At 73.6% G+C, this 13,335-nt stretch carries 14 protein-coding genes; 6 read left to right on the top strand and 8 right to left on the bottom strand.

The genetic code is table 11. The annotated features are described in order from the left end of the window. Positions 1-52: 52 nt before the first annotated feature. The 3 genes from ACIBNE_RS04720 to ACIBNE_RS04710 all read left to right on the top strand — a co-directional run bounded on the left by ACIBNE_RS04720 (position 53) and on the right by ACIBNE_RS04710 (position 1,947). The gene (locus ACIBNE_RS04720; RefSeq protein WP_399269485.1) at positions 53-520 is read left to right on the top strand and encodes an SRPBCC family protein; all 468 of its coding nucleotides are present in this window, start codon (positions 53-55) and stop codon (positions 518-520) included. 52 nt (positions 521-572) lie between these two features. Then, complete coding sequence (locus ACIBNE_RS04715) at positions 573-1,277, top strand: hypothetical protein (protein WP_399269483.1); 705 nt, start codon at positions 573-575, stop codon at positions 1,275-1,277. A 181-nt stretch (positions 1,278-1,458) separates the two neighbouring features. Next, positions 1,459-1,947 carry a hypothetical protein gene (locus tag ACIBNE_RS04710; protein ID WP_399269481.1) on the top strand — a complete coding sequence of 163 codons (489 nt, stop codon included), beginning with the start codon at positions 1,459-1,461 and terminating at the stop codon, positions 1,945-1,947. Between the two features lie 14 nt (positions 1,948-1,961). Here the strand turns inward: ACIBNE_RS04710 and ACIBNE_RS04705 are convergent, their stop codons facing one another. Both ACIBNE_RS04705 and ACIBNE_RS04700 read right to left on the bottom strand, forming a co-directional pair. Continuing rightward, positions 1,962-3,707 carry a serine/threonine-protein kinase gene (locus tag ACIBNE_RS04705; protein ID WP_399269479.1) on the bottom strand — a complete coding sequence of 582 codons (1,746 nt, stop codon included), beginning with the start codon at positions 3,705-3,707 and terminating at the stop codon, positions 1,962-1,964. A gap of 128 nt (positions 3,708-3,835) precedes the next feature. After that, positions 3,836-4,027: a hypothetical protein gene (locus ACIBNE_RS04700; RefSeq protein WP_399269477.1), complete on the bottom strand. Its 192-nt coding sequence runs from the start codon at positions 4,025-4,027 to the stop codon at positions 3,836-3,838. Positions 4,028-4,148: 121 nt separating this feature from the next. On the opposite strand from ACIBNE_RS04700, the gene ACIBNE_RS04695 reads away from it, so the two are divergent. Next, positions 4,149-5,021, top strand: coding sequence for a helix-turn-helix domain-containing protein (locus ACIBNE_RS04695; protein ID WP_399269475.1), 873 nt, complete (start codon positions 4,149-4,151; stop codon positions 5,019-5,021). A gap of 8 nt (positions 5,022-5,029) precedes the next feature. Here the strand turns inward: ACIBNE_RS04695 and ACIBNE_RS04690 are convergent, their stop codons facing one another. Both ACIBNE_RS04690 and ACIBNE_RS04685 read right to left on the bottom strand, forming a co-directional pair. Continuing rightward, the gene (locus tag ACIBNE_RS04690) at positions 5,030-5,974 is read right to left on the bottom strand and encodes an isopenicillin N synthase family dioxygenase (protein ID WP_399269473.1); all 945 of its coding nucleotides are present in this window, start codon (positions 5,972-5,974) and stop codon (positions 5,030-5,032) included. Beyond that, positions 5,967-6,395 carry a nucleoside deaminase gene (locus ACIBNE_RS04685; protein WP_399270076.1) on the bottom strand — a complete coding sequence of 143 codons (429 nt, stop codon included), beginning with the start codon at positions 6,393-6,395 and terminating at the stop codon, positions 5,967-5,969. The genes ACIBNE_RS04690 and ACIBNE_RS04685 overlap by 8 nt, the downstream gene beginning before the upstream one ends. Before the next feature lie 358 nt (positions 6,396-6,753). On the opposite strand from ACIBNE_RS04685, the gene ACIBNE_RS04680 reads away from it, so the two are divergent. Further along, positions 6,754-8,394 carry a hypothetical protein gene (locus ACIBNE_RS04680; RefSeq protein WP_399269471.1) on the top strand — a complete coding sequence of 547 codons (1,641 nt, stop codon included), beginning with the start codon at positions 6,754-6,756 and terminating at the stop codon, positions 8,392-8,394. A gap of 77 nt (positions 8,395-8,471) precedes the next feature. On the opposite strand, the gene ACIBNE_RS04675 is transcribed toward ACIBNE_RS04680, so the two are convergent. Genes ACIBNE_RS04675 through ACIBNE_RS04665 form a run of 3 tightly spaced genes read right to left on the bottom strand, consistent with a single transcriptional unit; the run spans position 8,472 to position 11,219 of the window. Next, a complete protein-coding gene (locus ACIBNE_RS04675) occupies positions 8,472-9,776 on the bottom strand; it encodes an oxygenase MpaB family protein (protein ID WP_399269469.1) in 1,305 nt (434 codons plus the stop codon). 50 nt (positions 9,777-9,826) lie between these two features. Beyond that, the gene (locus ACIBNE_RS04670; RefSeq protein ID WP_399269467.1) at positions 9,827-10,906 is read right to left on the bottom strand and encodes a polyprenyl synthetase family protein; all 1,080 of its coding nucleotides are present in this window, start codon (positions 10,904-10,906) and stop codon (positions 9,827-9,829) included. After that, a complete protein-coding gene (locus tag ACIBNE_RS04665) occupies positions 10,896-11,219 on the bottom strand; it encodes a hypothetical protein (protein WP_399269465.1) in 324 nt (107 codons plus the stop codon). The genes ACIBNE_RS04670 and ACIBNE_RS04665 overlap by 11 nt, the downstream gene beginning before the upstream one ends. A gap of 314 nt (positions 11,220-11,533) precedes the next feature. Here ACIBNE_RS04665 and ACIBNE_RS04660 point away from each other — a divergent pair, with 314 nt between their 5' ends. After that, positions 11,534-12,730, top strand: a complete 1,197-nt coding sequence (locus ACIBNE_RS04660) for a serine hydrolase domain-containing protein (RefSeq protein WP_399269463.1) — start codon at positions 11,534-11,536, stop codon at positions 12,728-12,730. Between the two features lie 130 nt (positions 12,731-12,860). On the opposite strand, the gene ACIBNE_RS04655 is transcribed toward ACIBNE_RS04660, so the two are convergent. Continuing rightward, positions 12,861-13,313, bottom strand: coding sequence for a hypothetical protein (locus ACIBNE_RS04655; protein ID WP_399269461.1), 453 nt, complete (start codon positions 13,311-13,313; stop codon positions 12,861-12,863). Positions 13,314-13,335 lie beyond the last annotated feature (22 nt).

The raw sequence follows: 13,335 nt of genomic DNA, 5'->3' as shown, positions 1-13,335 counted from the left end.
CGATCCGGCACGGCCCCGCTCCCCGCCAGGTCCCCGGCCCTAGAATCGGCCCATGGCAAGGACCGACTGCGCCGGCCGGGTGATCGCGGCACCACCGGCGGCCGTCTACGGCGCCCTCCTGGACCGCGCGGCCCTTCAAGCGTGGCTGCCGCCCGACGGCATGCGCGGGCGGATCGAGCGCTGGGACCCCCGGCCGGGCGGCGGGTTCCGGATGGCCCTCACCCGTCTCGACCCCACCGGCAGCCCCGGCAAGACGTCGGCGGCGACCGATGTCGTCGACGTCGGGTTCACCGACCTGGCGCCGCCCGAACGCGTCGTGCAGCAGGCGCGGTTCGAGACCGACGACCCGGCGTGCACCGGCACCATGACGATGACCTGGCAGCTCGTGGCCACCGGCGCGGGCACCGAGGTGACCGTCACCGCCACTGACGTGCCGCCGGGGATCGACCAGGCGGTCCACGAGGCCGCGATCGCCTCCTCACTGGCCCATCTGGCGGCGCACGTCGAAACCGCCCGCTGACCGCCCGGCCCCGTCCCGCCCTTTGGCGGCCGCTCTCCGAAGGAGGGCCCGAGTGATATCCGAACCCGAACTGGTCGGCGGCGACGGGGCACCACCACCGGAGCCCGTGCCTCCGGACCACGACGGCGCCGCCCGCCACCGGCCGCTGCGCGAGCGCCCGTGGGCCTGGGGACTGACCGGGGCGCTGCTGGCCTCCGCGCTGTGGACGGTCGGCCTGTACACCGGCGACCGGACCCCCGAGCCCGACCGGCGCGGCTACCACCTGGACGACGACACCTGCGAGCGGATCGCCCTGGCCGGCCTCACCGCCCAGCTGGGACGGCGCGACCGTCCCACCGACACCCAGGAGGTCTTCCAGGACCCCGCGTACAACAGGGTGAGCTGCAACCTCGGGATCCGCACGACGGACGCCCCCGAGAAGGCCACGTACTACACGGTCGAGTTCACCGTCGAGCAGCACCTGCGCACCGACCCGGGCCCCGAGTTCGAGGCGGTCCTCCGCAGCGGCGGCCCGAGCGGCATGGAGCCCAACGAACAGCAGCCGGTGGAGGGGCTGGGCGACGAGGCGTACTTCATGACCGTCCCCGACATCATGAACAGCGTCAAATTCGCCGTCCGTGACGGGGGCACGGTCCTGACGCTCCGGATGAACGCCTTCCGCAACGGTCCGGTCGACGTCCGCGCGGAGCACCCGGGCGCCCTGCTGAAACTGATCGAGGCGGACGTGCGGGCGGCGATGGCCGCGCTCAAGCGCTGACCGGTCCCGCCCGCCCGCCGCGTCCCTGCGGGCGGCCGACCAGGGGCGGGTGCGGTACGCGAGTGACGCACGTGCACAATGCGTGGGTCGCCCGGCCCGCCGGGGACACGACCGTCGCCGCCCGTCCGTACGGCCTCGGCACCGTCCACGCACCGCCGCCCGACCGTGAAGGGGATTCCACATGCACCGCGACGCCTCCTGGGATCCGCCACCGGTCCGGGGCTCCGCCCGACTGACCGCGCAGTTCCTCCTCACGGTGGTGTACGCGCCCGTCCACTGGGTGCTGTGCGCGGCGCTCGCGCTGGTCGTCATCGCCTGCGGCGTGGTGCTCGAACTGATCTCCTGGATTCCCGGGGTGGAGGCGGGGCTGAAGAAGCTCGTCGACGTGGTGTTCGGCGTCGTGCCCTTCTGGCCGCGCTGGTTCGTCACGCTGCCCGAGCTGCGGCACGAGGGTGACACCGACTTCTACCGGGCCCGCGTGCACCACGAGCTGAGCGGGTCCGGGCGGCCCGTGAACACCAGGACCCGCGCGCTCTCACTTCCGCTGCGCAAGTACCGCGCGGTGGGCGCGGGTTACGTGGTGCGGACGGCGCCCGCGCACAACTGGACGCCGGACCCGGGCAACGCGTACGACCCGAGGCGCGAGGTCGAACTGCTGCGTCCCGTCTGACCGGCCGGGCCCCGTCAGGACTTCTTCACGTACTCCGCGGGTTCCGCGTCCACGTCCATGCTGAACAGCAGCATGCGGCCGTTGTCGGCGACGGTGAGGAACACCGCGTCGGGCTGGCGGCAGTCCTTCCCCGATTCCGCCGCGTACGTCGCCGGGCTCAGCGCCAGGACCGGGGAGACCGCGCCGACGACGTACGAGCTGTCGCAGTACTCCTTCTTGCCGTCCTCCGTGTCGAACGTGCTCGACGTCCGCACCAGGCGGCCGCCGGCCGGCCCCTGGGAGATCCGGATCATCTCCTGCTCCCGGTAGCGCTCGTTGGCCGGCACCCAGGCGCCGACGTACCGCTCGGGCACGGCCTCCCTGCCGCCGGTCGACCGGTGCAGCTCGGCGCTCCGGCCGCCGGACGTCCACGTCAGCACGTCCCGCGACCGCACCTTCAGGGTCTGCTCGACGGGCGGTGCGCAGCGCCCCTTTGGCATTGCCGCGGTCACCAGTCCCTTGCCGACGACCAGCCCGTCGGCGTCGGCAAAGACCAGTGCGGCGCGCCCCGTGCACTGGAGCCTGCCGCCGGTCTCGATGTACGAGGCGATCTTCTCGCCAGGGCCGCCCTGGGCGAGTTCCAGCCGCAGCACCCGCTTCGGCATCTCGGGGTCGCCCTTGAGCACGCCCTCCCAAGCGCCGAGGAGTTCCCTCGGCACGGCCGCGCCGCGGCCCGGGGCCGTCGGGTCCGCGGCCGACGAGGACCTGGCGGGCGCGCCGCCCGTCCCCCGCTCCTTCTCCCCGCCGTTGCGCAGCACGAGCGCGGTGCCGGTGGCCACCGCGGCGAGCGCCACCGCCCCGGCGACGACGGGCACCCAGCGCCGCTTGGGCCGTGTCGGGGCCGGTGAGCCCTGCGGCGGGGTCCGTGCCGTGAGCATCCGGGCGGCGAGCCGTCCGAGGTCGGCCAGCAGCTCGGCCGACAGCCAGGGCACGGCCGCGTCGGTACGGGTCCAGGCGGCCAGCTGCCCCGCCGTGGGGCGGCCGTCCGCGTCCTTGGCGAGGCACGAGGTGACCAGTCCGAGCAGGCTGTCCGGCACTCCGGTGAGGTCCGCCTCCTCCTCGGCGATGCGGAACATCAGCGCGTGCGCGCCCACTTCGGCGGAGCCGAACGGCAGCCGCCCGGTCGCCGCGTACGTCAGGACCGAGCCGAGGCTGAAGACGTCCGTCGCCGGTGTCACCCGCTGTCCCCGCACCTGCTCGGGCGACATGAAGCCGGGCGAGCCGAGCACGACGCCGGTGGACGTGCGCAGGCTGCCCGCCACGGTGTCCAGGGCCCGCGCGATCCCGAAGTCGATGATGCGCGGGCCGTCGACGGTCAGCAGGATGTTGGACGGTTTGAGGTCGCGGTGCACCAGGCCCGCGCCGTGGACGGCGCGCAGCGCCCGCGCGAGCCGCCCGGCCAGGGAGTGCAGCGTGGCCTCGGGGAGCGGGCCGTAGCCGGACTCGACGACCTGCTGGAGCGAGGGTCCCGGCACGTACTCGGTGGCCACCCAGGGCGCCGCGGCCCCGGTGTCGGCGCCGAGGACCGGCGCCGTCCACTCGCCGCCGACGCGGTGCAGCGCGGCGACCTCCTGGCGGAACCTGGCCCGGAACTCGGGGTCGTCGGCCAGCTCCGCCCTGACCACCTTCACCGCCGCGACCCGGCCGGCCTCGTCGCGCCCCAGGAAGACCTGGCCCATCCCCCCGACGCCGAGCCTGCCGATCAGCGTGTACTCCCCCATCCGCCGTGGGTCCCCCGACTCCAGGCCGTGCATCCGTGCCCCGCTCTCCCCGTGAACGCCGTTCCGCTGTACGCGGCGGCGACGTTACCCGCTCGAACAGGCCTACGGGGCCACCCGGCAACGGAGGTTCAGCGACAGCGCCAGACCGGCTGGTCGTGCAGGGCGTCGGTGAACCCGTGCAGGGGATCGTCGTCCAGCGCCCGTGCGGCACCGCGCCGGGCGTGCAGGACGGCGGCACGTTCGCCCTGTTCGGCAGAACCGGCGCGCGTGACACCGGCGTAGCGGCACACGGCCCGCACCAGACGCCTGATCCTCTTCATCCCGTCTCCCTCGGCCCTGCGCGGGGCTTCACCGCCCGCACGGTGCCCTTCACACTGGAGGACGGTCCACCACCCGTCTTGTACGCACACGCAGCGTCGTCCGAGGTACCGGGAGCCCGCCGTGCCCGAGCCGTCAGCCCCGGCCCACGACCGGGGCGAGACCTTCCAGCGCCCCGCCCCCGCCTGGCTGCGGGACCACGTGGTCGGGTACCGGGGATACCGGTCGGTGGCCGCGGGACCGACCAGGCTGACGCTGCCCGCCGCCACCGTCACCCTGGTCCTGGGCTGGGGAGCGCCCGTGCGCCTGGCCGATGCGGGCCCGACGGGCACCGTGCAGGAGTGGAGCGCGATGCTCGCGGGCCTGCGCACCTCGCCCGTGCGGGGCCGCTGCGACGGTCTCGCGCACGGTGTCGAGGTGGAGTTCACTCCGCTGGGCGCCTACGCGCTCCTCGCCCTGCCGCTGCGGCATCTGTCCCGCACCCGCGCGCACCCCGACGACGTGCTCGGCCTCGGCTGGACCCGGCGCCTGACCGAACGGCTCGCCACGGCACCCCACTGGCGCGACCGCTGGCGCGTCCTCGATTCGGAGTTGGCCGGACGGCTCGCGGCGCCCGCCCGGATCTCCCCGGCAGTGGCCCAGGCGTGGGACATGCTCACCCGCACCCGTCCCGCAGCGGCCGTCGCCGACCTCGTGGCGGCCACCGGGCTGGGGCACCGGCGGCTGCAGTCCCTCTTCGGCGAACAGGTCGGACTCCCGCCGAGCGCCCTCATCAGGGTGCTGCGCTTCCAGCGTGCGCTCGCCGTGGCTCCCGGGGCCCGCAACCTCGCCGACCTCGCGGCCGCCTGCGGGTACTACGACCAGGCGCACCTCAACCACGACTTCCGCGCCCTGTCCGGCCGCACGCCCGCCCAGCTCTCCGCCTCGGCCGGCCTTCTGGCCCGCATCGGGGAACCCGCACCGGACAACCACCTCACCGGCGTGTACGCCCTCTGAGGGCCGGCTCAGTCCGCGGTGATCGCGTCCAGTTGTGCGCGCAGGTAGGTGTGCGAGTCCGTGCCGCGTACGTCCGTGCCCGGGTCGCACTCGTAGAAGTAGACGAGCGACATCAGCTCCTCGGCCGGGGCGTCGGCCGGCGGGGGCAGGACGCGGTGGCGGCCGGACCGCCAGCGGTCCCGGGTCCAGCGGGCCATCAGGTCACCGATGTTGACCGTGAAGGCGCCGGGGACGTACGGGGCGTCCTGCCAGCCCCGCGCGTCGGTGAAGACCTGGAGCCCGCCCTTGCCCGCTTCCCGGTCGAGGACGGTGACCGTGCCGAAGTCGGTGTGCGGGCCGATGCGGAACTGGCCGGGCGCGGGCTCGCCCACGGTCCGCGTGCCCGGGTACCAGTTGATGTTGAAGCCCCAGGTGGGGTGGCCGGTGTGCCGGGTGAAGAAGTCCGCGTCCTCGCCGAGGACCGTGCCGAGCAGTTCCAGCAGTTCGTCGGAGAGCGTCCGCATCTCGCGCAGGTAGCGCTCAGCCGGTGCCCGCAGTCCTGGGACCTCCCGCGGCCAGACGTTGGGCCGGAACCACTCCGCGTCCACCGCCGCGTCCCCGGTCGGCTCCTGCGCCGCGAAGGACAGCGACTCCTTCAGGTCGGGCGGCGTCCGGGTGCCCTCCGCGTAGCCGTTGGCCTCCGCCCCGGGACCCAGCCAGCCGCGCCCGCCGACCTTGACGGCGTAACGCTCCTTGAGCTCCGTCGGCAGCCCGAAGAACTCCCGCGCGGCGGAACGGATCCCGGCGCGCAGCCCGGCGTCGACGCCGTGCCCCGTGACGAGCAGGAAGCCCGCGTCGCGCAGGGCCGGGTCGACGGCGGCGGCGATCGCCCGCCGGGCGTCCGGGCCGCCGGTGCGCCACTCGCGCAGGTCGACGACGGGCAGGGAGGCGGGAGGGCGGGGGTCGTCAGGCATCGCCGATGTCCTCGTTCCACAGGTCGGGCCGGGCGCCGATGAACGCGCCCATCATCTCGGCGCACTCGGGATCGTCCAGCAGCATGATCTCCACCCCGTTCCCGGCCAGCCAGTCGTGGCCGCCGCGGAACGTACGGGCCTCGCCGATCACCACGCGCGAGATGCCGAACTGCCGGACCAGGCCGCTGCAGTACCAGCACGGCGAGAGCGTGGTCACCATGGTCGTGCCCCGGTAGTCGCGCACCCGCCCCGCGGCGCGGAAGGCCGCCGTCTCGGCGTGGGTGGCCGGGTCGTCGTCCTGGACGCGGCGGTTGCGGCCGCGCCCCAGCAGGGTGCCGTCCCGCCCGTACAGCGCGGCGCCGATGGGCAGCCCGCCTTCGGCGAGCCCGGCGCGCGCCTCGGCCAGCGCGGTGGCCAGCATCCGGCGCGCGAGGTCCTGGGTGATCGGTTCCACGGCGGCTCCGGATCTCCTGGGGCGGATTCCACGGGGGCGGCAGGTCGTGACCGTGCGCCCGGCAGGGGTTCACGGCGCACCGTACGGGAACCCGACCCGTCGCGCACCGAGCACCGCCGAAGAAGACGCGACCGGCGACGCGCGGCACCGGGTTCCGCCGCCGGTCGCGGTGGACCCCCTTCAGGACGGGCACACGACTGGCGGAAGTCAGTTCGATCTCGGCGCGCCGGGGTGAAACTTCCGTTTCCCGGGGGCTGATCGGCCGTGATCCCTGATGATGGGGACCGCGTGGGACAACGGGTCGAGCGATTCTGGGAGTACGCACATGGTGGTGGAGGCGAGCACGCAGCAGGATCGCGTCGCGGGACGGGTGTGGACGGTGCGCCTCGATCCCCACGGCCGCGCGTCCGCCAGCGAGGTCCGGCTCTCCTGCTCCGGTCCCGCGTGCGCCGACGAGCGGTTCCCCAGCACCGCCGTGGGCCGCAAGGCCGCCGTCGCGCACGTCAACATGCATCTGGCCAGGATCCGCACGGGCGGCGGACCGCGCGGCGACGCGTGGTGCGGCTGCCGCGCCGCCGACTGCGCGTGGCACACCTCCGACCCCGACGCCGTCGCCGGGCGGCGCGGCGGCCCCCGGCCGGGCGCGGTGCGGTGCGGGGGCCCGGTGACGCTGTCGGTGTACGCGGACCGTACGGGGCGGTTGTGGCGCATCGCGGAGACCTGCGCGCGCTGCGCGGCCGCCACCACCGGCTGCCGCGTCCTGGACACCGCGCCCCCTCCCGCGCCCCGCCCCGCCCCGGCGGACCCGTCGGCGGCGGGGCGGGAGCCGACGGGCGGCAGCGCGGCGGCGACCTTCTCCGACCAGGCATCCTCCTCTCCCGTTTCCGCCCCGGCGGATTCCTCCGACGAGGACGCCGCCGCCCCGGCCGCCGAATCCGCCACGGTCCCCGCCGCCCGCGCCGCCTCGTCGGGCCGGGCGCCCGGCCGGGCGAAGCCCTTGGGGAAGATCGCGCAGCGCACGGTGCCGCCCGACCTCGGGCCCGAGGCCCTGCGCGTCGAACTCATCGAGCTCGGGGACGCGTTCCGCGCCTACCAGAAGCGCACCGAGCCCGACCTCCTGCTCCTCGCCGAACTGCACGAGCGCAAGGCCCGCGCGTTCGCCCTGTGGGCCGACGTCACCGCCGACACCTCGCTGCGCCTCGAAGCGGAGCGGGCCGAGAAGGCCGCGCGGAGCAGCCGCGAGATGTACGAGAACCGGTTCGGCGTGACCTCGGGCGACGGGGACGACGACGGCCCGTCGACCGTGGAGCGGCTGCTGACCCGGAGCCAGGCGGCGCACGCCCGTACCGTGCTGCGGTACGTCGGGGCCCACGCGCCGCACGCCGAGGCCGACGTGCACCTCGCGGTGTTCCTGCTCGCGCTGCGGGCCGCGCGCGCCGGTACCGGCAACGTGACGGGCCAGGACCTCAGCGGTTGGCTGCGGGACGACGCCGAGCGCGTGCTGGAGCAGTTGATCGCGGCCGACTGGCTGCTCCTGCCCTGCACGGCGGCCGAGGCACTGGCCGCCCGCCCCGAGAATCCCACTCCCTTCACCGTCCCCGAGCTGCTGCCCGAGGGGTCGCGCCCGTTCACCCTGGGCAAGGCCACCCGGTCGAGGGTGTCCGGCTGGGCGCAGAAGGTGGTGAGCGACCGGAAGCTGCGCAAGAAGAAGGCGGACGCCGCCACCCGGCTCCTGGCGCTCTACACCGCCGCCCAGATCCGCCCCGACGGCCGGCTCGGGAGCGCCGACGACGGCGGGCTCGACCTGGCCGGGGCCGCCGCGTTCTGCGCCCTGCCGCCCGACGAGGTCGCCGCACGCGCCGAACTGCTGGTCGCCGCGGACTGGCTCGCCGAGGCCGACACCGCGGGGGGACTGCTGCGCGGCCGGATCTCCGAACGGATCCTGCCGCTGGGCGGGTTGCTCTGACGTGCGGGGGGGGCCGCTCCGAAGCCCCGGGCGGCCGGATGGCCCGTCACCCGGCTGACGGGCCACCGAAGGGTCCGTCACACGAGCGAGGAGGCCGGGGGCGCCCATCGCTGCGTGCGTGACTGCTGGGAGCGTACGCCGTAGTCCGACTTCAGCTCCTCGGGGATCGCGTACTGCATCACCCGGCCCCGGGTCAGGGACGCCAGCTCGAAGGTGGTCAGCAGGCTCCCCGCCTTGTCGAGCGCCCACTCCCCCAGGGGGCTGCTGTCCTCGATGCTCTCCAGCATCCCCAGGAAGACGGGGATCGCCTTGGCCGCGGTGTCCCAGGCGCTGCGGGGCAGTTGCAGCCAGTCGCCGATGGTGTCGCCCACGAGGAAGCGCATGGTGGCGGGCACGATCGGGTCGAACAGGGTGCCGGGGACCACGTCCTCGTACATCTTGACCAGCTGCCGCGTCAGCTGTACGCCCTCGTCGGACGGCCCCAGGTTGCGCGTCAGGTAGAGGTCGCAGAACTCACGGGCCTCGGCGAGGTTCTTGGGCGCCGACTCCATGTCGCAGCCGAGGATGGACCCGACCACGGTCCACGCGTAGAAGTACGCCTCGGCGCCCTCCTCGCTCATGTGGATGCCCAGCCGGTGCATCGCGTCCAGGACGAGGATCGAGAAGCACATCTGCCCGCCGACCATGTCCTCCTGGCACAGCGGCAGGCCGTCCTTCTCGATGTCCCAGCGCCCGGAACGGCTCAGGTGGTAGCGCACCGCGGCGTGCAGCAGCCTGACCTTCTGCGCGGCCGGGATGAACTTGCTGCCCTCTTCGAAGGCGTTGGTCTGCATGAGGTAGGTGACGAACTGGCCGGTGTTCGCCATGCGCCGGGACGGATAGTCCAGGGAGTGGGTCGAGGAGAGCAGCCGGGCGACGCGCGGAATCGCGTACGTGGCGGGCATCGCGGCGAAGGACAGACCGGTGTTGATGTGCGGGGCGTTGTCCATGAAGAACAGCCGGGCGCGTTCCATGACGTCCCAGTCCACCCAGGCGGGCGGCAGCGCGGTGGTCCGCAGGAAGGATTCGACGGACGACGGCAGCCCGTCGGGCAGCCGGTTCCCCGCGGTGCTGAAGAACCGCATGAGCGTGTTGAAGTCCTTCACCTCGCCCCGCTCGAACATGGCGGCGACCGTCGCGTCGGCCAGCGGGTCGCCCTGCCGGCTCAACTTGTCGAGCAGCGCGTTGGTGATCCGCGGGGAGTCGGCGGGCTCCGCGGAAGACGTGGAGAAGGGCTTGGCCGAGGAAGGGCGGGTGGAGGAGGACGTCTCGGAGTTCGCGGAGTTGGCGGAGTTCGGGGAGGTCGAGGAGTTCGGGGAGGCAGGGGCTGTTCGGGCAGTCATGGTCTCTCGCTGTCTCTCGTACTCAAGGGGGCTGTCTCAAAGGGGCTGTCTCAAAGGGGACGGTCGACCGACGCGGTCGCCAGGTCGCGCAGCGCGTTGTGCGCGGTGCGGGGCATGGGCGTGCTCGCCAGGGCGCGCTGGGCCAGCGCGAGCCGTTCGACGATCATGTCCTCGACCTGGGCGCGCGCGCCGCAGTCCACCATCAGGTCCCGTACCCGCGCCGCGTCCGCCTCGTCGAGGTCCGGGCGGCCCACGGTCTTCGCCAGGATCTGCCGGTCGTCGTCGGAGACGAGCGAGACGGTGAGGGCCATCAGGGCGGTCGGCTTGCCGTCCCGCAGGTCGTCCAGGTTCGACTTCCCGGTCACGTCGGGGTTCCCGAAGGTGCCCAGCAGGTCGTCCCGCAGCTGGAACGCCTCGCCGAGCGGCAGCCCGTAGTCGGTGAACGCGTCCAGCAACCGCGCCGAGCCGCCGCCGAGCGTCACGCCCAGGTGCAGCGGACGCTCCACGGTGTACTTGGCCGTCTTGTACCGGGCGACTTCCAGCGACTCGGCGACCTTCGGCACCGCGCCTCCGGTGCGCAGGACCTCCAGGAACTGGCCCGCGACGGTCTCGCGCAGGAGGGTCGACCACAGCGGTGTCGTCCGGGCCACGAAGGCGCCGGGCAGCCCGCAGGTGGCGAACACCTGTCCGGCGTACCCCATCAGCAGGTCGCCGAGCATCATCGCCAGCGCGGCGGGCTGGTCGCGGCACTGCCCCTCGCCCTCGCTCCACGCTGCGGGAGAGCCCCTGCCGAGCCCGGCCCCCGCGAACGCGACGTGCGCGGTGGGCATTCCGTGGCGTACGAGGCTGCCGTCGATGATGTCGTCGTGGACGCACGCCGCCGCGTGGACCAGTTCCATGGCCGCCGCCGCGCGGATGATGCCGTCGCAGTCCGGCTGCCCGGCCGCCCGCCATCCCCAGTAGAGGAACGCCGCGCGCAGGCGCTTGCCCTGGGTCAGCGCGCCCCGCAGCTGCTCGCACAGCGGTGCCAGCTCGTTCGACACCTGGAGCAGCTGGGCCGATTCGCCCTCCGCCAGGCCGACCAGGTAGGCGTCGACCCGCTGCTTGAACTCCCTCGCCTCACTCAGCACTGGACCGGCCCTGTTCCGCGACCCTGCGGGCCATCAGCTCCAGGTAGTTGTCCGAGTTCTGGGACATCCGCCGGGCCGCGAGCTCACCGCGCGCGTGCAGTTCGTGCACGCCGTCCGTGACCAGGTCGCCCAGGTCGGAGCGCTGGGCCACCCGCTGTCCCCGGTCGGTGAGCCGGCGCAGCTGGTCGAGGGCGAGATCGGCGAGGCCGAGGGCCAGCAGGCCCACCTGGCCGAGGGCGTCGACCGGGTTGCGCTCCGGTCCCATGGAGGGTGGCGGGGGTGCCGCGGTCGTGTACTGCGACGGTTGGGGCATGGGGGCGGATCTCCTGTCGATGGATAAGCGGAATGAGGGATTCACCATCAACAACGATCTTCACGGCGCAAGGCATCGCCCCAGACGCGTCCTATTTCGGCCGGTCGAAAGGTTCATGCTCCCGACATCGCTGTCGGGCCCGCTCGACGCATCCGGCCAATTCCGGGAGCCGCTCAACCACTTCGTCGCCGGGCGTGGTCTTTCTGCGCGTACGGCCCGTGGGCAACGCGGACGGTGACGCGTCGCCGCTGTCACGGGAACGCGCGAGTACGGCCGAGTGCAGGCGACGACGGACGAGTTGCGAGGAGCACGGCATGGCGTTGAGGAAGATCTTGAGGACGGGCCTGGTGGGTGTCGCGGCGGCAGCGGTGGCCGCCACCGCGTTCGCGGCCCCCGCCCAGGCGTCGTCGGACGGCGCGGCGGCAGGGGCGAGGACGGGGGCGAATGCGGGGGCCGGGCACCAGGCGACGCGGAGCGCGATCGACGCGGCGGTGCGGGCGGGCGTCCCCGGCATCACGGCGCAGGCACGCGACGCCGACGGGGTGTGGGCGGCGGCGTCGGGCGTGGGGAACCTGCGGACGGGGGCGCCGCGCGCCAAGAACGACCGGTTCCGCGTCGGCAGCATCACCAAGACGTTCGTGGCCACCGTCCTGCTCCAGATGGAGGCGGAGGGCAGACTCAGCCTCGACGACACGGTGGAGCGCCGCCTGCCCGGTCTGGTGCGGGGCAACGGCAACGACGGCCGGAAGATCACCGTACGGCAGCTCCTGAACCACACCAGCGGGCTCTTCGACTACCTGGCCGACGAGGAGTACAACCGGACGTACCTCGCGGGCGACGGCTTCCTCAAGCACCGGTACGACACCCTGTCGCCCCGGAAGCACGTGAAGGTGGCGCTCTCCCACGCGCCGCTGTTCGAGCCGGGCACGCGGAACTCGTACTCCAACACCAACTACGTACTCGCCGGGCTGATCATCGAGAAGACCGCGGGGCGGACGTACGAGGCGGAGGTCCGCGACCGCATCATCGAACCGCTGGGGCTCAAGGCCACCACCAACCCCGGCAACTCCGTCCACCTGCCCAGGCCCAGCGGCCGCGGCTACGCCAAACTGTTCGAGTCGGCGCCCGACCGGATCGACGACGTCACCGCGATGAACGGTTCGCAGGGGTGGGCGGACGGCGACATCATCTCCACCACCGGCGACCTGAACCGGTTCTACCGGGCGCTGCTGCGCGGCGACCTGCTGCCGCCGAAGCAGCTCAAGGAGATGAAGACCACCGTCCCGATGACGGGAGCGTTCCCCGACACGTCGTACGGACTCGGCCTCATGCGGATCAGGACGAGCTGCGGCACTACCGTGTGGGGCCACGGGGGCGCCATGCCGGGCTGGCTCTCGATGGCCTTCACCACGGCGGACGGCCGGCACCAGCTCGCGTACAGCCTCAACTCCAGCTGGGACGGATCCGCGATGATGCCCATCCTGGAGGCGGAGTACTGCGGCAAGCGGTGAACGACCGCCGAGGAGCCAGGGTGCCCCGGACCTTCAGGGCCGGGGCACCCGGATCCGGCGCTCGGCGTCCGGTGACCGCCGACCGGCTACCGGACGCGGTCCTGCTTCCCCCGCCGCCGCTCCCCCGCCCTCACCGGAAGACCAGCCCGTCCTGGCCCGTCCGCATCCTGAGCCGCAGCCTGCTGTACCGCGGGTCGCGGCCCTCGGCCGCGCACTCCAGGGCCTCGCGCACCGCCAGGGTCCCCAGCCGCACGAACACCGGCTCCCACGAGTCGCCCAGGCTGTACGAGAGCGTGCGCACGACCGCTCGGACCGCCACGGCGCCGCCCGGACGGTGCCGCTCGTCGCTGTCGTACTCGCCCGCGAGCTCCCGCAGCACCCCGCGGATCAGCCCGGTGGCCAGGCTCGCGTCCTCCGGGAGCTCGCAGGCCAGTTCGCACGATGCGGCGACGCCCTCCGGAACCGGCTCGAAGTCCACTTCCACCATGCCGTACAGCGGCATGCACAACCCCATCACCTGCCGGGACTCCACCCGCACCCCGCGCACCGGGCGCTCCAGCGGTCCCCGTCGTATGTCCCCCATGGCCGACAGGGTAGGGACCGCA

This window comes from Streptomyces sp. NPDC050504 (genome assembly GCF_044458065.1).
Taxonomy (GTDB): domain Bacteria; phylum Actinomycetota; class Actinomycetes; order Streptomycetales; family Streptomycetaceae; genus Streptomyces.
This window is presented reverse-complemented; position numbering and strand designations above follow the sequence as displayed.